Annotated in this window: 16 protein-coding genes; all 16 read left to right on the top strand. The window is 31.8% G+C overall.

Annotated features, from left to right (window positions below; genetic code table 11):
- Positions 1 to 728 precede the first annotated feature (728 nt).
- The 16 genes from ACN0WI_RS16260 (at position 729) to tnpC (ending at position 17,807) form a co-directional block, all read left to right on the top strand.
- Positions 729 to 1,088 carry a DUF262 domain-containing protein gene (locus ACN0WI_RS16260; RefSeq protein ID WP_417888101.1) on the top strand — a complete coding sequence of 120 codons (360 nt, stop codon included), beginning with the start codon at positions 729 to 731 and terminating at the stop codon, positions 1,086 to 1,088.
- Positions 1,089 to 1,093: 5 nt separating this feature from the next.
- Positions 1,094 to 3,301: a GmrSD restriction endonuclease domain-containing protein gene (locus tag ACN0WI_RS16255; RefSeq protein WP_417888100.1), complete on the top strand. Its 2,208-nt coding sequence runs from the start codon at positions 1,094 to 1,096 to the stop codon at positions 3,299 to 3,301.
- A 229-nt stretch (positions 3,302 to 3,530) separates the two neighbouring features.
- On the top strand, positions 3,531 to 4,301 hold the full coding sequence (locus tag ACN0WI_RS16250; RefSeq protein WP_417888099.1) for an AraC family transcriptional regulator: 771 nt from the start codon (positions 3,531 to 3,533) through the stop codon (positions 4,299 to 4,301).
- 67 nt (positions 4,302 to 4,368) lie between these two features.
- The gene (locus tag ACN0WI_RS16245; protein WP_417888098.1) at positions 4,369 to 5,880 is read left to right on the top strand and encodes a S41 family peptidase; all 1,512 of its coding nucleotides are present in this window, start codon (positions 4,369 to 4,371) and stop codon (positions 5,878 to 5,880) included.
- 163 nt (positions 5,881 to 6,043) lie between these two features.
- A complete protein-coding gene (locus tag ACN0WI_RS16240; RefSeq protein ID WP_417888097.1) occupies positions 6,044 to 7,204 on the top strand; it encodes an alpha/beta hydrolase-fold protein in 1,161 nt (386 codons plus the stop codon).
- A gap of 265 nt (positions 7,205 to 7,469) precedes the next feature.
- Positions 7,470 to 7,907: a hypothetical protein gene (locus ACN0WI_RS16235; RefSeq protein ID WP_417888096.1), complete on the top strand. Its 438-nt coding sequence runs from the start codon at positions 7,470 to 7,472 to the stop codon at positions 7,905 to 7,907.
- Between the two features lie 163 nt (positions 7,908 to 8,070).
- On the top strand, positions 8,071 to 8,775 hold the full coding sequence (locus tag ACN0WI_RS16230; protein ID WP_417888095.1) for a hypothetical protein: 705 nt from the start codon (positions 8,071 to 8,073) through the stop codon (positions 8,773 to 8,775).
- Between the two features lie 144 nt (positions 8,776 to 8,919).
- Complete coding sequence (locus ACN0WI_RS16225; protein ID WP_417888094.1) at positions 8,920 to 9,762, top strand: tetratricopeptide repeat protein; 843 nt, start codon at positions 8,920 to 8,922, stop codon at positions 9,760 to 9,762.
- 185 nt (positions 9,763 to 9,947) lie between these two features.
- Positions 9,948 to 11,408 carry an MBOAT family O-acyltransferase gene (locus ACN0WI_RS16220; protein ID WP_417888093.1) on the top strand — a complete coding sequence of 487 codons (1,461 nt, stop codon included), beginning with the start codon at positions 9,948 to 9,950 and terminating at the stop codon, positions 11,406 to 11,408.
- A gap of 2 nt (positions 11,409 to 11,410) precedes the next feature.
- Positions 11,411 to 12,370 (top strand): DUF1574 family protein, encoded by a 960-nt coding sequence (locus ACN0WI_RS16215; RefSeq protein ID WP_417888092.1) that lies wholly within the window; start codon positions 11,411 to 11,413, stop codon positions 12,368 to 12,370.
- A gap of 163 nt (positions 12,371 to 12,533) precedes the next feature.
- Positions 12,534 to 13,415 carry a hypothetical protein gene (locus ACN0WI_RS16210; protein WP_417888091.1) on the top strand — a complete coding sequence of 294 codons (882 nt, stop codon included), beginning with the start codon at positions 12,534 to 12,536 and terminating at the stop codon, positions 13,413 to 13,415.
- A 166-nt stretch (positions 13,416 to 13,581) separates the two neighbouring features.
- Positions 13,582 to 14,418, top strand: a complete 837-nt coding sequence (locus tag ACN0WI_RS16205) for a hypothetical protein (RefSeq protein WP_417888090.1) — start codon at positions 13,582 to 13,584, stop codon at positions 14,416 to 14,418.
- A 28-nt stretch (positions 14,419 to 14,446) separates the two neighbouring features.
- A complete protein-coding gene (locus ACN0WI_RS16200) occupies positions 14,447 to 15,289 on the top strand; it encodes a pentapeptide repeat-containing protein (RefSeq protein ID WP_417888089.1) in 843 nt (280 codons plus the stop codon).
- A 272-nt stretch (positions 15,290 to 15,561) separates the two neighbouring features.
- Positions 15,562 to 15,840 (top strand): IS66 family insertion sequence element accessory protein TnpA, encoded by a 279-nt coding sequence (gene tnpA / locus ACN0WI_RS16195; protein ID WP_290233135.1) that lies wholly within the window; start codon positions 15,562 to 15,564, stop codon positions 15,838 to 15,840.
- Positions 15,840 to 16,181, top strand: coding sequence for an IS66 family insertion sequence element accessory protein TnpB (gene tnpB / locus ACN0WI_RS16190; protein ID WP_290232202.1), 342 nt, complete (start codon positions 15,840 to 15,842; stop codon positions 16,179 to 16,181). The genes tnpA and tnpB overlap by 1 nt, the downstream gene beginning before the upstream one ends.
- 75 nt (positions 16,182 to 16,256) lie before the next feature.
- A complete protein-coding gene (gene tnpC, locus ACN0WI_RS16185; RefSeq protein ID WP_290233132.1) occupies positions 16,257 to 17,807 on the top strand; it encodes an IS66 family transposase in 1,551 nt (516 codons plus the stop codon).
- Positions 17,808 to 17,902: the final 95 nt, after the last annotated feature.

The following is a 17,902-nucleotide window of genomic DNA, read 5'->3' as shown; positions in this document are numbered from 1 at the left end:
TTTTACCTTTAAAGTAAAGTTATAAACCGAAAAGTATACGAAATAAATCCGCTACTATTCATACACAAACCGTTACCCAAAATAGCTCTGAACAAAAACACATCCTGAAAACCGAACTGACCGCCAAAAAGTTTTAATTAAAATTCGATAAGATCGGATACCATTTTTAAAGACTTCAAGAATAAAAAGCCAAATAAATAAAAGCTAATATTGGATAAAATTGACTGTTATTTTTAGAAATTGAAACTGACTTTAAGTGGACAAGCACGAGAAAAAAATTTCAAAATCGGAACTTTTAAATGAAATCGGAACTCCAGAATCATCAACAACGCGAAAATCATCACGCAGAACAAATCTCTTCCTAAATTTGAGTTGAAAAATCCAACTAAAAATAAAAAAGCAACGCCGGAGGAATTTAAAATTGTAAAATTTACTATCAACTTTAAATTTGAAAAGCTTCTTTTCTACTCTTAAAAAACGAAAAAAGTAAAATAATATCTAAACCGATATTCGATAAAGCTGACAACATTTTTTAAAGAGGATAAGAACAAAAAAACCAATCAAAGCGTGTCGCTAAATTGGGTAACAACGTATAATAGCAATTGCGGCATTTTGTCCTGCGGACAAAAACGCGTAAGCATAATATTCAGTATTTTTAATTATCTTAGTTTTAACCAATCCGCAACTGACGATTATACGAAGCCGTTGGCAATAATTAAAAAAAATCTATGGAAAATAAAGAACAACTTTTTGAAAAAATTTTTAAACAGCATCTAAAAATTGAAACTTATTCTCAATCCATAGATAGTTTATATAGTCCAAGATTGAAAAATAGAATTGATTATAAACCTTACTACCAAAGAAACTACGTTTGGGATAATAATAAGGCTACATATTTTATCGAAAGTATATTGATTGGAACTGAAGTGCCTCCATTAATATTCTTTGATAATAATAAAAGTATTGAAATAATAGATGGTCGTCAAAGGTTTGAAACAATTTTGAGATTTATGGATAATCAATTTTCATTAAGCTCAAAAGGATTGAAAATTTTAAGACAATTAAATAAAAAACTTTTAGTGAGTTAACTAAAGTGGAATCGGAAATATTAGATAATTTTTTAGATGCAAAAATCAGAATTATTAATTTCACACTAGTTAATGAACCTCCACTTGATGCTCACTTAGCTGATCGAGTAAAGAAAGAGATATTCTCAAGATATAATACTGGTATTACTCCTTTAAAAAAATCTGAAGTAGATAATGCTAAATATGATGAAGATGAACTTTCTAATGAATTTAAGGAAATTCTTCAAAAAGATTTAGAATTAAGAAAATGTATTTACAATACGTTTTTTAAACCCACTAAGAATAAAAAAGAAAATCCTCCAGTAGAAGATATAATGTCATTTATCAGAAGATTTTTAGTATTGCCAATGTACCCTATAAAATCTTATGCTAGCGGAGGTGGAAGAACAGAAATTTTAACTCTTCTCTATGAAGTATTTTCTAATAATACAGAAGATTGCAATAAAGTAGTAGACGATTTCATAAAACAATTAAGAAACATTTCATTAATCAAAGAATACTCTCAGAATAATGATTTAAGAATTAATCGTTTAGCTTTAGAAACACTTCTTTGGGGTTTAGGTGTTTTAGAGCAAGAAAATATTTCCATTATCTTCAATGAAGAGTTTATTGTTAAAGCATCAAATTATATAAACAATCATATTAGTGATTATACTACTGAAGATTATCAATTTAGTAAAGTAGTTTTAACAAGGTTCAATTCTACTATAAACTTTTTATCGCAGTTTACTAATAGTGATTTAAGCATTTACTTGGTAGCTGATTCAGAAAAAAGAGAAGAATTAAAAGAACTTAGAAAACCTAAAGATACAAATACCGCTTTATCTGAATTAGAAAGTTTAAGGTTAAATAAACCTGAACCTTCCAGAAACTCTATTGATGACATAGTTAGAACTATGCAAAGAAGGAGGTTTTTGATACGACCTTCTTATCAAAGAAAAGAAGTAATTAATCCCACTAAAGCCGCTTCTATAATTGAAAGTATATTATTAGATATTAAACTTCCTCCGATTTTTGTTTATAAAAGAAAAGATGGTATTAATGAAGTTATTGATGGGCAACAAAGATTATTAACCATTTTGGGGTTTATTGGTGAAAAGTATTTAAGTGAAAACAATGAATTAGCGATTTCTAAAAATCATAATTTCAAATTAAGAAAATTAAGAATTTTAAAAGAGTTGGATGGATTTACATTTAATGATCTAACGGAAGAACAACAAAGTAAAATCCTAGATTTTCAATTATATATAATTGAAATTGATGAAAGCCAAAACCCTTACTTCGATCCAATAGATTTATTTATTCGCTTAAATGACAAGCCATATCCAATCAGAGTTAACAGTTTTGAAATGTGGAATAGCTGGGTTGATAATTCAATAATAGATGAAATTAAGAAACTAACTTCTACTCTAAAACCTTGGTTCTATTTAAAACAGTTAACAAGAAAGACTGATAGAGATAGAATGGAAAGTGAAGAACTGATAACATCCTTGATTTATCTAGATTATTCTCAAAATTCTGATAATACCCATAAAAGCTTAGATATTTATCAAAAAACAGATAGAATAAATGCAAGAATAGGAAATAAAGCATCAATAACTCTTTTATTTCAAGAAGTTTCAGAAAACAATGAAGCTAAAAAGAACTATCTAAAATCTTTGAAAAATATTATATCATTTACTAAAAAAGTAAAATTTGTATTAATAGATAGAGATATCGAAAACGATATACAAGATTTTTTAAAAAATGAATTAGATTTAATTTTCAAAGCAAATAAACAAAATAAATACTTCAGAAGAACAATGCAAGATTTTTATATTCTGTGGTATATTTTAAAAGACATAAATTTTGAGATGGTAAAACATCATCGAATAAGTCTAAAAAAAGATATAATCGAAGTTTTTGCTTTTATGAAAGAGATACCTGTCGAAAATCAAGAAAAAAATAATGGCTTTGAAGTTTTTACATCTATGATTTCTGATATTAAAAATAAATATCAGAAACAAGAAAGAAAACTCAAATTAAACGATAAAGAAAAAAAAGAGTTTATCAAATCCCAAAATAATATTAGTCCATTTTCAGGTGCTCCAGTATTCGTTGGTGATGATATTGAAGTAGATCATATTAAATCCTTAGCTAAAGGTGGTGTTGATGATAAAACCAATATACAAATATTGCATAAAGACGAAAATAGAGAAAAGAGCCATAAATAACTATTGCCAACACCGTATATAGCTCATAGCTATGCAGTTGCTTAATCGGAAGTTAAGGCATATTTGCAAGTCCGCCAAATTTTTTAATTTAGCTTATTGGGTAAAAAAGATAATAAGAAAATTAAAAAATTCGGCTCGTGCTTAATTGAAAAATAATTGCTGATTTTCACGCTACTAGCCATATACAAACACGTTAGGCAACATTTAAAGAAAAACCCGAACAAAAAGAATGTTATTCGATAATTTAGAATATATAAACATAGAAAACCAAACGACCGATTTTCCTAAACATTTTCACGAAACGTTTTGCATCTCGCTAATACACAATGGAATTGAACAAATTGAGTTTGAAAGCCAAAGCCTCTTTAGCGAAAAAGGCAGTATTTCGATTACCAACCCTTATGAAATACATTCCAACCCTTTGATAGACAAAAATACTTGTTTGAGTTTTGACACTATCTATCTATCAAACGACTTGATGAAATACCTGGTTAACGGAAAAAACATCACATTTTTAAACCGAAAAATCAATAGCGAAAAAGCAAACCAATTATTCGTGAAACTCAAAAATGCTATGGACACAAAGAATCCCAAAAGCATTGAATTTTTCTTAAAACAATTTATAAGTACACTCAAATTCCACTCACAGGAAAACGAAACGGAATATGCCGAACAAAATCTTAACGGTTTCAACGAAATAAACAACTACATAGAAAACAACATCTTCGATAAATTCTGTCTGGACGAGCTTTCAAAAATGGCGAACATCAATAAATATGGATTTGTCAAAAAATTTAAGGCTGCAATTGGGATGACACCGATGAACTATATTTTGATGAAGAAAATATTTTCCTGTAAAACACGTATCGACCGAAATTCGGAACTTACCGAACTGGCTTATCGGTACAGTTTTACAGATATGGCTCATTTTTCCAAAACCTTTAAACGCTATATTGGTATCTCGCCCAAAAAATATCAAGCAAATCTTATCGAAATTTAGTAATTGCCAAGATTATACAAGTGTGCTTTTTGACATACACTTATATTTGGAAAAATTTTAAATCCGAATGAAAAAAACGGCTTATTTCCTAATACTCTTTTTCATACTTTCCAACGTCATATTTGCACAATCCATAGACGATAGTTTTTCGCAAAAGAAAATGCGGAAAGATTTAAAAACATTTATAAAAATTCGGGAAACCGTAAATTCTGGGCTTTACACTTACCGTACAAAAAAACAGATTGATAGCACTTATTCGTGGGCTTATAATGAAATACCGCATTTAAAATCGTATCGTGATTTTTATAATTTACTAACAACTTTGACAGATTATGAAGGTAGTGTTCACAATGGCACATACTGGTCCGACAAACTTTGGAAATCTGTAAAAAATGAACCAAAAGGATATTTTCCGCTTTCGTTAAAAATTATTGAAGGAAAATTCTTTATAAATATTGAAAACAAGGATATTCCATTAGGTTCAGAAATTATTTCTGTAAACAGCCATAACAAAGAACAATTGTTAAGGGAGCTTGGCAAATATTACACAACCGATGGATTTAACACAACTGGCAAAAAAATTGGAATCGATAAACATTTCAGTAAATACTATCGTTACAATTTTGGTTTAGAAGATGAATTTAAGGTTGTGTACAAAAACCCCAAACTTAAACAAAACCAAAGTATTACTTTAAGTAGTGTCAGCTACAAAAAATATTACGAAAACTTTGCAAACAGGCATTCCCGAAAATTAGATAATAAGTTATATGATGATGTTGAAAAAAGCGACTACTATTCGCTAAAAAAAATAGATTCAAAAACTGCTATTTTAACAATAAACAGTTTCAGTCTTGGTAGTGGTAGCGAGAAAAGTCACTTAAAATACAAACATTTTTTGGATTCGGTTTTTTTTGATTTAAACCACAATAAGTTTGAAAACCTGATTGTAGATATCAGGAACAATGGCGGAGGAGACAAACCCAATGATATGGTTACGTTATCCTATTTGGCAAACTCACCACAAAAAGAAATCCGAACAGCTTGGATAGGGTTTACAGAGTCCATACCTTATTGGAAATACTTTCAAATAAACATCCCTTTTTATTTAAAACCTTTCGCAAAAGGAAAACTTAAAAAAATGATGAAAAAAGAATTGCCAATTGTAAAAAACAATAGGCGATATTATAGACATATAGAAACATATCAACCAAAAAGGAACAGGTTTAAAGGTCAGGTATATCTACTAATAAGTCCATTTGTTGCTTCAGCCGCTTCTCTTTTTGCTTCAATGGTGGCTTCAAACACGAATGCTATTGTTATTGGCGAAGAAACAAGCGGTGGCTATTATGGTCATAACGGTTCTTTTCCTGTAGAATATAAATTGCCAAAATCTAATTTTACAACCGACTTTTCAATTGTAAACTTAACACAAGATGTGAAGAAAAAAGACACACAGCCTTTCGGTAGAGGCGTTATACCAGATTTTATAGTAGAGCAAACATTTGAAGACTTTATCAATAACAAAGACACTCAAATGAACTTTGCTATTGACTTGATAAAAAGAAACGCCACGGAATAAAAAACGTTGCCTAACAACGTATAACAACAATTGCGGCTTTGTGTCCTGCGAACACAGCCGCGCAAGCATTAAAGTCGGGAATTTTAGCTATCTTAGTTTCTAACAACCCGCAACTGATTGTTATACAAGACCGTTGTGTGTAATTAAACGAAATCGATAAAATATGATAAAAAACATTATTCTAATTACTCTAATAACGTTTTATTCAAGTTCGATATTTGGACAAAATATAGCAAGAGTTGAAAATGTCAAAATCGAATCAAAAAATTTAGGCCAAGAAAGAGAAATCTTAATTTACACACCTATCGATTACGATTGGAGAGAAAATGAATCTTTTAACGTTATTTATGTATTTGACAGCCAAAGCAGGGAGTTCTTTGATTATACGAGTTCAATGATTTCGTTTTTGACTGATAATACAAAATCATACATTGTTGTTGGGATAACTTCACCATACAATGAAAAACTTGACTACGCAAGGAATAATGATTTGTTACCTGTTTTAGAAACAAAAGAATCAAAAGACAGATATGGAAAATATTCTGGTAATGCTGACAATTTCTTTGCGTTTGTTAGTGATGAAGTAATACCATTTATAGATTCAAACTACAGAACTTTAAATAACAGGATAACAGTTGGACATTCGTTAAGTGCTTCATTTGTTTTAAGCTCATTTATTAAAAATCCTAATTTGTTTAATTCATACATAACCATTTCGCCAAATCTCGCATATGACAAAGATAAATTGGCAAACGAACTTGTGAGTTTTGATTATTCCAAAATAGAAAAACCAACCTATTTATATTTAAGTAATGCTAACGAGGGAATTGACTATTGGAAAGAGTGGAAACCAGCAAGAGAGAAAGTATATTCTTTCTACAGACAAGAACTAAAAAACAATAACCTCAAAGTCAAAATAAATGAATTTCCAGAGTGTAATCATTGGAGTACGTTTCCGCCAAGTTTAAACAAAGGACTCGACTTTTATTTCAAAGAAATATTTGATTTACAAGAGAAAGAATTAAGTAAAGAAGAGTATAAAGTCACAATAAAAGTAAAAGTGCCTAAAAAAGAAGATACATTATACATTACTGGTAATCAAGATAATTTAGGAAAGTGGAATCCTGAAAAAATCAAAATGGAAAAAGTCTCTGATTTTGAGAGACAAATAACTCTTAAATTGAAAAGTCCTGCTCAATTTAAATTCACAAGAGGCAATTGGAAATCAGAAGCTGAAGTAACAGGAACTTATGGAAATATTACTATAAGACCTGAAAAACAAACCGAATTTGAGTTTAAAATAGAAAACTATTTTGACAATTAATAACTACACACAACAATGGCTATAAGTAATTGCTTGTTCTCGCCTACTTCTGAAAATCCTCGCGGATTTTCAGTTTGATGTGTACTTGCAAAGTTAAGTGCTAAAGCACGCAACTACTCATATCCGAGACCGTTAGCACACAGTTGAAAACCGAACTCAAAAAAAAACCTAAATAGAATTGTTAAATTTTGATAGCATAAAAAAGAAAGTCGAGTTAGAAAGCAAAATAGAAGATATTTACTCGAATTTTCTTCTGAACTATCTTTTGACAACTAAAAAAGAAGTCGTAAAAATCACTAAACTGACTTTAAGGCTAAATGGATTTCCACCAGACATTTCTGACTTTATTAAAAAACAATGGTCGATTAGATTTGGCTATGTGAAATTAGTGAAAGAAAAAAAGAATTACGCAAAAGTAAAACTTACGGATTCTGCATATTTAATGGCTGACACTTTTGAATATGAAGACCGAATTGTAAAACGGACTTACTTAATGCGTTTGATTTATGGAATTATAGTTTTCTTTAGAGCAATTAAGAAATTATTCAACGAAATTATTCCGAATTTCATTAAACGTTTATTTAGTAAAAAAAGCGGAACGCTAATTATGAAAACCATCGGAGTTTTAAGTGCATTATTAGGTTTTATTTGGCTCTGTATTGAAATGTTTGAATGGGCAGTAAAAAAAGGATTTATAAACTGAAAAGAAAAACCGTGTGCTAACACCGTATATAAAAAATTGCTAGTTTTAGCTAAACCAAAGTTAGTTGCTCGTTTGCTAGCTTCTGATTTTCCTTCGGAAAATCCTCGCACACAAACACGCAACTTTCCATATACAAACCGTTAGCCACAAGCTGAAAAAATAATTGAGATACTACATTGGAGCATATTATTTAATTAAACTTTGTGATTCCAATTTCGGAACTTACGAAGGAAAAAAATTGCATACTTGTACCACTTGTATCAATGATTCCTTTTTTGACGCTTGGTCAATTTCGTGGGCTGAAAACGGAAAAAATATTAGTGCAGAAACCAAAACGGATTTTAATCTTAATGAAAAAATGATTAAAAAAATTCAGAATTGGACGGACAAAAAAATGGAGGAAAACAAAATCGGATGGATTTGCACATTTGCCGATTTGGAAACCTTGGTCGAATATAAAAATACATTTTTTGCAAAAGCAGAAAGTGAAATATTGAGTATTAACTTTCCCGAATCAGAAAGAACCGAATTACTAAATTTATTCAATCCTGAAAAGACAAGTTTTGGCGAAATCGGACTTTCTGAAAATTTAAAAAAAGGAATAACAGAAAAAAACGATGAACTGACTTTAGGCTACGACTTAATCGGAATTGAGAATAGTGGTGAATTTCATAGTTTTCATTGTCACGATTTAGCAAGTGACTTAATCGAAAAGTTCGGAATTGAAATTAACGAATTCGGACTGATTAACGAAAATGATAATTGGACTGAAATGGTGGAATATATGAATGACGAGAAAAACGGCTTTGAATCTTCGCCTTGGTTTTATGTGAAAGTAAATAAAGTAACGAAAAAAGCCAGTGGCTAACACCGTATAACAACAATTGCGGCTTTGTGTCCTGCGGACACAACCGCACAAGCATAAAAGTCGGGAATTTTAGCTATCTTAGTTTCCAAACAATCCGCAACTGATTGTTATACAAAAACGTTGGCTCCAATTTAAAAAAACGAAATGAACAAAATTTTAGCAATAGCAATCCTATTAATAACGACTCAAAATTTAATTTCTCAAACTGCGCTGGAACTGAATTCTAAAGGGATTGAACTTGCGAAAAAAGGAAAAATAGATAAAGCATTCTCAATTTTTGAAGAGGCAATAAAACTTTATCCAGATGCGCCAGGACCATATTCAAATCGAGGAAATGTGTATCGAATGAGAAAACAATATGAATTAGCTATATCTGACTATTCCAAATCTTTAGAATTAAACCCTGACAATTTAAGTGTCATTTATGCAAGAGCTAACACTTATATGGATAATAATAACTTTGAAATGGCAGTTTCTGACTATTCCAAGATTATTGAGAAAAAACCATCATTCTCAGATATATACTTTGACAGAGCTTATGCCAATATTAGGTTGGAGAAGTATGAGGATGCAAAAACAGATTTAGAGTCTCAATTAGAACTCAAACCAAAGGATTTTAAATCATTGGCAAATCTTATTAACATAAAAAAGAAATTAGAATTATTTGATGAAGCCTTAGCTGATTATCAAAAGATAGTAACTGAATTTCCAAATCAACCAAACCTTCATATTCTTTATAATAATTGGGCAAGTCTTTACAGAGAAATTGAAAAACCTAAAGAAGCACTTGAAAAAATAAATGAAGCTCTTAAGCTCAAAAAGAACTATGATATTGGACTTTTCAACCGTGCAGGGACTTATTTAGAACTTGGCGAGGAGAAAGATGCCTGTAAAGATTTTAAGAAGGCACTTAAATTAGACCTTGAAAAAAATAAACATTTTGAGGCTGATGAAGATTTTGAAAAACTAAAACAATTATGTGAATAAAAACTGGTGCCAACAATGTATAACCGCAATTACGGCGGATTCGACTACGTACGAATCCACTCGGAATTTCTAGAGCCTGTGCTAAACCGAAAATTACTATCTTTAAATCCGTAACTGACGGTTATACAAATCCGTTGTGCGTCATGCGGAAAAAAACCGAAAACATTGAACATTTAGAATAAAAAATGCTATTTAACTCTATCGACTTTGCAATATTTTTGCCCATTATCTTTATTCTATATTGGTTCATTACTAATAAAAAATTAAAATTACAAAACTTATTAATTGTAATATCAAGTTACATTTTTTATGGTTGGTGGGATTGGAGGTTTTTATCATTAATTCTTTTTAGTACAATCGTAGATTATTTTATTGGAATTAAACTTTCAAAACAAGAGAATCAAACCAAAAGAAAAATACTACTTTGGACAAGCATTCTTGTTAATCTTGGATTTCTTGGTTTCTTTAAATATTACAATTTTTTTCTTGATAACTTTATTACAGCCTTTTCCTTTTTTGGAACTGAAATAAATGCAAATTCCCTAAACATTATATTACCTGTTGGAATTAGTTTTTACACTTTTCAAACGTTAAGCTACACTATAGATGTTTATAAGCGAAAACTTCAATCAACTAAAGACTTTATTGCTTTTTCTGCTTTTGTAAGTTTCTTTCCTCAATTAGTCGCAGGACCAATTGAACGAGCAACTAATTTACTTCCTCAATTTTATAAAAAAAGATATTTTGACTACTCAAAAGCTATTGATGGAATGCGACTAATACTTTGGGGATTATTTAAAAAAGTAGTAATTGCAGATACTTGCTCGATATTTGTAGATGATATATTTCAAAATTATTTGAACTATTCTGGAGGAACTTTAATTGTTGGTGCAATTTTATTTTCATTCCAAATCTATTGTGATTTTTCTGGTTATTCAGATATAGCAATTGGAACAGCAAAGTTATTTGGAATAAATTTAATGACAAATTTCAGAACTCCTTACTTTTCAAGAAATATAGCTGAATTCTGGAGAAGATGGCATATTTCTTTATCAACTTGGTTTAGAGATTATGTTTATATTCCTTTAGGAGGTTCTAAAACATCTAACATATTAACAGTTCGTAATATTTTTATAATTTTTATAGTAAGTGGGTTTTGGCATGGAGCAAATTGGACATATATAATTTGGGGAATTTTAAATGCTTTTTATTTTTTACCCATATTTTTAATGAAAAAAAACAGGAAACATCTTTATACAACAACAAAAAATAAATTTATTCCAAGTTTTAAAGAATTTAATAGTATGCTATATACTTTTATTCTTACTGCATTTGCTTGGATATTTTTTAGGTCAAAAACCGTAAATGATGCTTTTGAGTATATAAAAGGTATATTTAATCAAAATAATTTCTTTAGAATACAAACAGCTAAAACCTATGAACTAGATATTAGACCATTAATTATTTATCTGACTTTTTTCATAATTGTTGACTGGTATTATAGAAATGAAGAAATTGTTTTCACAAATCATAATACTACTAAGAGTACAATAATCTTTAAATACATAATTTATCTATTTACTATAGCTAGTATTATATTTTCTATTAAAAATCAAGCGTCTAACTTCGTATATTTTCAATTTTAATTATGAGAAAGTTCGCATTAAAACTTATAAAAACATTCTTAATAATATATGTGCTATTATTTGGATTGCATTTTATGCTTGATTATTACTTATCAAAAGAAAACAGTTGTAATAATAATACTTGGTATAAAATATTTAAAGGAAAACTAGACACAGACATAGCAATTATAGGAACATCAAGAGCACAAACACATTACAATACGGAAATTATTAATAAAATAACTGGATTAAAAACCTATAATTTAGGACTTAGCGGAACTCCTTATTCTGTACTTAAAATTAGATGGGAATCTTATTTTAACCGAAATAAAAAACCTAAAATTTTAATTATAGATTTAGATGCATCAAGTCTTCAAAATTCAAAAACACTCTTTGATAAATTTCAATACTTACCATTCTTTTACTCAAAAGAATACCAATCGTTTGCAAAAAAAAATGATGCTGACTTCTATTTCGAACAATATATTCCCCTCTATAAATATAGAGGCTATGAAATGAGTATTTTTAAACAAATAAAATCTTTAAAAAATCGTTCTATTTGTTCAAACGTAATAAACGGATATGTTGAACACGATATAGATTGGATTGAAAAAGACTATCTGAATTTTAAGAAAATACTTCAAAAAGATAAATCAAGAACTGAATATGATTTAAAAATTTACAATCAAGGTTTATCTGTGCTAAAACAAATAATTCAAGATTGCAAAAAAAATAATATTAAAATATATTTTGTTTGGTCTCCTTCATACTATGAATCCCATACCTATCAAGCACCCTATAAAAAACACATAGATACTGTTTTAACAAATATCGCAATAAATGAAAATATCCAATATTTAAATTTCTCAAACGATTCTTTATGTTACAACAGAAAATACTTTTATAATTCCTCTCATATGAATAAAAGAGGATCAACGAAATTTTCTGAAAAAATAGGATATTTAATTAACGAGAATAAATAAGAAAAAGCACGAACGCACAACAATGGCTATAAGTAATTGCTTGTTCTCGCCTACTTCTGAAAATCCTCGAGGATTTTCAGTTTGGTGTGTATTTGCAAAGTTAAGTGCTAAACCACGCAACTACTCATAGCCTAAACCGTTGTGCATAATTTTAAAAAACTGAATGGATAAAACAAAACTTTGGAAAGTCGAGAATAATAAATTGATTGAAATCAACTCAAATAATCTTGATTACGAAGATCGAATACACAAATGGATAGAGGAAGACATTTCAATCGTTCTACCAGATGCTATTCTTATTGGTTCTAAAATTAAAACCGATCACGGAATGGAAATTGACTTATTGGCGATTGACGAGAATGGAGACTTGATTGTCTTAGAGCTTAAACGTGGCTTAACGACAAGAGAGGTGACAGCTCAAGCTTTAGATTATGCATCTTGGATTAATACTCTTGATGAAGATGGAATAAATGACATCCTGACAAAAAACGGAATTGAAAAAAGCGTTTCAGAATTAATGTCTGAAAAGTTCGATGACTACGAAGAAGACATTGAAATTAATGAAAACCAAAAAATCTATATTGTTGGCTCTTCCATTGACTTAATCACAGAAAGAATATGTAAATATCTTGCTGGAAATGGACTTCAAATTAATGTTTTAACTTTTGATTATTTTCAAGATAATGAAAATGAATTTATTGCGAGAAATTTTCTGGTAACCGAATCGAATTCACCGAAAGACACGGGCAAAAAAAGAAAAGGTAGATACATAACAAAATTGTTTCAAGAAGAAAAAATAAAAGTTGGTCAAAAAGTAAAATATATACCTTTAAGCGAGAAAAAAGGAATTGAAAAAATTGCGACTATTTACAGAAAAGGAAGTAAATGTTTAAAATTGGATGATACAGGAGAAACTTATTCGTTCAGTGGGTTAAGAAAGAAGATGATTTTAGAAAATGGGCTTGATTTAAATCCTCATTTTCCATATTGGCAATGGACTGAATGGCTATTAATAGACAAAAACACAAAATTATCTGACCTATAAAAAACTATGCACAACAATGGCTATAAGTAATTGCTTGTTCTCGATTACTTCTGAAAATCCTCTTGGATTTTCAATTTGGTGTATTCTTGATTAGTTAACCGCTAAACCAAGCAACTACTCATAGCCGAGACCGTTGTAAAACATTTGAACAAAACCACAAACTGAATTGGGAACTTGGGGAACAGCCATAAAAAGTAATGATACTTCAGCAGATATTTATGCTGACTTTTTTGATTTATATAATGACGGAAAAGAACCGACTGAAATCAAAAAAAGGCTGATTTCTGACAATCCAAACGGAACGAATGACTTTTGGTTTACTTTGGCTTTGGCTCTTTGGGAAACTAAAAGTTTGTCAAATGACATTTTGGAAAAAGTTCGTGAAATAATCGAAAGCGAATCTGACTTAAAAGTTTGGAAAGAACTTGATGCAAGCGAATCTGACATAAAGAAAAGAAAAGTTGTTCTTGATAAATTTTTGATAAAATTAGAATCGGAGAAAGCAAAACCAAAAGCCAGAAAGCGGATTTCTAAGAAAGTACCAATATTTGAAAAAGGAAGTTGTTTAACATTCAAATTGGAAAATGGAAATTATGGTGGGGGAATTGTTTTAGAATCTGACTTTGAAACAGGTTTTGGTTACAATCTAATTGTTACTACAAGAATAAATCAGACAAATAAACCAACAGTTTCTGATTTTAAAAAATGTAATGTTTTAGTTGCAAGTTTTGGGAATTGGAAAGAAGAGTCAAAAGTAACTTGGTATTTACCAAAAATGTATAAAAAAAACTTTGCCGAATTGTTTGAAAATATTGGAAAAATTCCAATCGAAAGGAATTACACACCGAATGGAAGTGAAATAAGAGCAAGTTTTTCAGCAGGTTGGCAACATATTATTGAGCCAATAAATCAACAATTGGAATATGAAAAGACAAACGGAATAACTAAATCATTTTCGATTGACAAGTTGATTAAACGGAAAAAATGGTGGCAATTGAAATAAAAACGTTTTACAACATTGTATAAAAATAATGCGTAAGTTTATTCCTAAATCAAAAGTTAGTGCTTGTTTACTTGCATCTGATTTTCCGAAGGAAAATCCTCGCACTCAAAACCGCACTATTCTTATACGAGACCGTTACCTGCAAGCTGAAAAACGATTGAAAACAAAAAAAGAAATATTAGACCATTATCAAAAGGGACAAAGATTTTATCGAAATGTGGATTTTGATAATGGAGAATCATTTGTTGAATCAAATTTTCAAGATGCGATGTTTGAAAACTGTTATTTTGGAGTAGATTTTTCGAATTCAAACTTTCGAAATGCAAGGTTTTCGGAGTGCAATCTAAAATCAACGGATTTTAGCAGTTGTGATTTAACGAAAACCGAAATCGTGAATTCTCTTGTAGAAGCAATTGAATTTGGGAATTCTGATACTTCAAGTCTGACTTTCGAAAATAACACAAGCTATGGAAATGAAATCAAATTAAATACAGAATCAAACGAATTAGAATCCTATATGCATCCTTTAGTTGAAGAATTATATAAAAAAGTGCCTGATTTTGATAAAATAAGTGACCATACTTCTGACGACTTACTTTATTCTGTTTTTGGAGATTTGAGTTTGAGACTATCTGAGCAGATTACGGAATTGGAAAAACCAAATAAACTGATTTTTGACTCATTTTCCTTCTTTAACTACTTAGGAAATAAGAATGATAAAGAAATTGATAATTTATTAGTTGTTGGAATTTACGAAGGACTTTATTGGAGTAAGAAATGTAACGATTTAAGTAGAGAATTATTAAAAAATAGAAATAGAGAAGTTTATCAATACTGGATGATTAATGGAAATATCCAATCTGAATATTGAAAAAAGCCAGCAGGTAACAATGTATAACCGCAATTACGGCGGATTCGACTACCCTTCGACTGGGCTCAGGACAGGCTCAAGCGAATCCACTCGGAATTGCTAACGCCAGTTCTAAACCGAAAAATTTGCTTACTTTAACCCGTAACTGACGGTTATACTGGACCGTTAGGTATAATGGTTAACGAAAGTCGATTCTGCCGTATCCACCCCACCAACTGCATCTTGATTAGTTAACTTTCTACCGATAGCTTTGCTCTAAAATAATATTTATTATGAGCAAACAGGGAGAAATGTACACTTTAGTTAATGACTATCGTAATAGCGGTCTTTCGGCAAAAGCTTTTAGCAAAGAAAAAGGAATCAGTCCTTCCACCTTTTGTTACTGGATCCGCAAAAAGAAAGATGAAGATCGGCCCGGGGGATTTGTAGAAGTTACCAAGGGATTAAAGTCGTCATCGGGTGAGCTGGAACTTATTTATCCCAACGGGGTCAAACTCCAAATGAATGCTGCGGACCTGGGACTTATTGCCCGGTTAGTTAAGTTGTATTAATGTTCTCCTTAGGTTCCTCCCATAATTATCACTTTTATCGTAAGTCTTGTGATATGCGAAAATCATTTAATGGCTTGAGCGGGCTGGTGAGAAATGAGCTCAACCGGAAGCCTACCAGCGGTGATGTGTTCGTTTTTCTTAACCGTAACCGCACCCATCTCAAGCTGCTTCACTGGGAGCGGGGCGGCTTTGTTTTATACTACAAACGTCTGGAGCGCGGAAGCTTTACTCCGCCTGTAATTAAAGAAGATCAGACCAGTTTTACCTGGCCGCAATTGGTACTGATGATAGAGGGTATTACGGTTGAAAAAAGTGTTCAGAAACTGCGCTACTCCCACTAGAAAATAATCGTGTTTTATTAGTAAAAACAGGGGTTCACGGTAGGTTTAACAGGTCTGTTTTTGTATCTTTAACCCATGCAAGAACCCTTAGAAAACCTTACTAAAGATCAGCTTTTGGTCCTCCTGAAGAAGGAGACGAAAAAGAGGGGAAAAGCTGAAAAAAGTGTTTCCAAAAGGGAGCAAGAAGTTAAAAAAGCACAGCATGAGATTGCTGACCTGAAATTCCAGGTGGAGTACTACAAACGTCTGGCCTTTGGCCAAAAAAGGGAACGTTTCGAAGGGGATAAGAACCAGTTGGGCCTTCCCTTTGAAATGGAGCCCCAAAAGGCAGCGGCACAAGAATCCGGGTTAAAAGAAAAGCTCAGTGGCCAGCGTCGCAAAAAAACTTCCAACCACAAAGGAAGAATGGCCCTTCCGGAGCATCTTGAGGTCAAAGAGATCGAGATCTATCCTGAAGAAGATATTACCGATATGGTTTGTATTGGCAAGGAAGTGACCGACGAGCTGGAATACGAGCCTGCCAGATACTATATTAAACGCTACATCCGCTATAAGTATGCTCCAACCAATAAAGAAGGAGTAATCATCGGGGAACTTCCCGAGCGGGTGATCGAAAAGGGAATCCCGGGGGCCGGACTCCTAGCTTCGATCTTGGTCGATAAGTACCAGGACCATCTCCCGCTCTACCGACAGCTGCAACGCTTTAAAAGGGCGGATATCCCCATAGCCTCCTCCACACTGGAAGGCTGGACCAGGCAAAGCCTTAAAATCATCGATATCCTTTACCAACACCTACTGGAGGATATTCGCTCCAAAGGATATCTGCAAAGTGACGAAACCCCCATAAGGGTAATGGATCCCGCTAAAAAAGGAAAAACACATCAAGGGTATTATTGGGTACATCATTGTCCCATGGATGGCAGCGTACTCTTTGATTACAGGCCCGGGCGTAGCCGTGAGGCTGCCGATCATGTATTGGCCGGGTTTAAAGGCTACCTTCAAAGTGATGGCTATGCCGCTTATGATAAAATCGGCAAGCGTGAAGGGGTTACCCACCTGAACTGCTGGGCCCACGCCAGAAGGGAATTTGACAAGGCAAAAGATAATGATAGGGAGCGCGCTGAAAAAGCATTGGGCTTTATCCAGAAACTATACGCGGTAGAAGCCCAGGCACGAGAGCAAAACTTAAGCCCGGAGCAGCGTAAGTCCCTGCGATTGGAAAAAGCACTGCCTGTCATCAATGAATTTGGCAAATGGATGTTCGATCAGATGAAGCATCGGCTAATCCTTCCCAAAAGTCCTATCGGAAAGGCCTTCAAGTATTCTATGGATCGTTGGGACCAACTTAGCGCCTATCTTTTTGATGGTATTCTGGAGATCGATAATAATTTAGTGGAAAATGCCATCAGGCCATTGGCACTGGGCAGAAAAAATTACCTGTTTGCAGGTTCTCATTCAGCAGCAGAAAGAGCCGCAGGAATCTATTCCTTCTTTGCCATCTGCAAAAAGCACGAGGTGAATCCATTTGAGTGGCTTAAATATACCCTAGAGAATATTATGTCCATCAACCATAAGAACATCCGAAATCTCTACCCACAGAATTACAAGAAATTACAGCAAGTTTAGATCAAGTTTACAAGAAGGGAATCCGGTAAATAAAATTATGCTAAGTTAGTAGATGTGGTTGGTGGGCCGCATACTCCTTTTCTAATACGATTACC

The organism is Zunongwangia sp., from assembly GCF_048269745.1.
In the GTDB taxonomy this organism is placed as follows: domain Bacteria; phylum Bacteroidota; class Bacteroidia; order Flavobacteriales; family Flavobacteriaceae; genus Zunongwangia.
This window is presented reverse-complemented; position numbering and strand designations above follow the sequence as displayed.

Bases quoted from the DNA above. Each gene is read 5' to 3' on its own strand.
- ACN0WI_RS16260 (WP_417888101.1), top strand. From the start codon at position 729: ATGGAAAATAAAGAACAACTTTTTGAAAAAATTTTTAAACAGCATCTA.
- ACN0WI_RS16250 (WP_417888099.1), top strand. From the start codon at position 3,531: ATGTTATTCGATAATTTAGAATATATAAACATAGAAAACCAAACGACC.
- ACN0WI_RS16245 (WP_417888098.1), top strand. From the start codon at position 4,369: ATGAAAAAAACGGCTTATTTCCTAATACTCTTTTTCATACTTTCCAAC.
- ACN0WI_RS16240 (WP_417888097.1), top strand. From the start codon at position 6,044: ATGATAAAAAACATTATTCTAATTACTCTAATAACGTTTTATTCAAGT.
- ACN0WI_RS16225 (WP_417888094.1), top strand. From the start codon at position 8,920: ATGAACAAAATTTTAGCAATAGCAATCCTATTAATAACGACTCAAAAT.
- ACN0WI_RS16220 (WP_417888093.1), top strand. From the start codon at position 9,948: ATGCTATTTAACTCTATCGACTTTGCAATATTTTTGCCCATTATCTTT.
- ACN0WI_RS16215 (WP_417888092.1), top strand. From the start codon at position 11,411: ATGAGAAAGTTCGCATTAAAACTTATAAAAACATTCTTAATAATATAT.
- ACN0WI_RS16210 (WP_417888091.1), top strand. From the start codon at position 12,534: ATGGATAAAACAAAACTTTGGAAAGTCGAGAATAATAAATTGATTGAA.
- ACN0WI_RS16200 (WP_417888089.1), top strand. From the start codon at position 14,447: ATGCGTAAGTTTATTCCTAAATCAAAAGTTAGTGCTTGTTTACTTGCA.
- tnpA (WP_290233135.1), top strand. From the start codon at position 15,562: ATGAGCAAACAGGGAGAAATGTACACTTTAGTTAATGACTATCGTAAT.
- tnpB (WP_290232202.1), top strand. From the start codon at position 15,840: ATGTTCTCCTTAGGTTCCTCCCATAATTATCACTTTTATCGTAAGTCT.
- tnpC (WP_290233132.1), top strand. From the start codon at position 16,257: ATGCAAGAACCCTTAGAAAACCTTACTAAAGATCAGCTTTTGGTCCTC.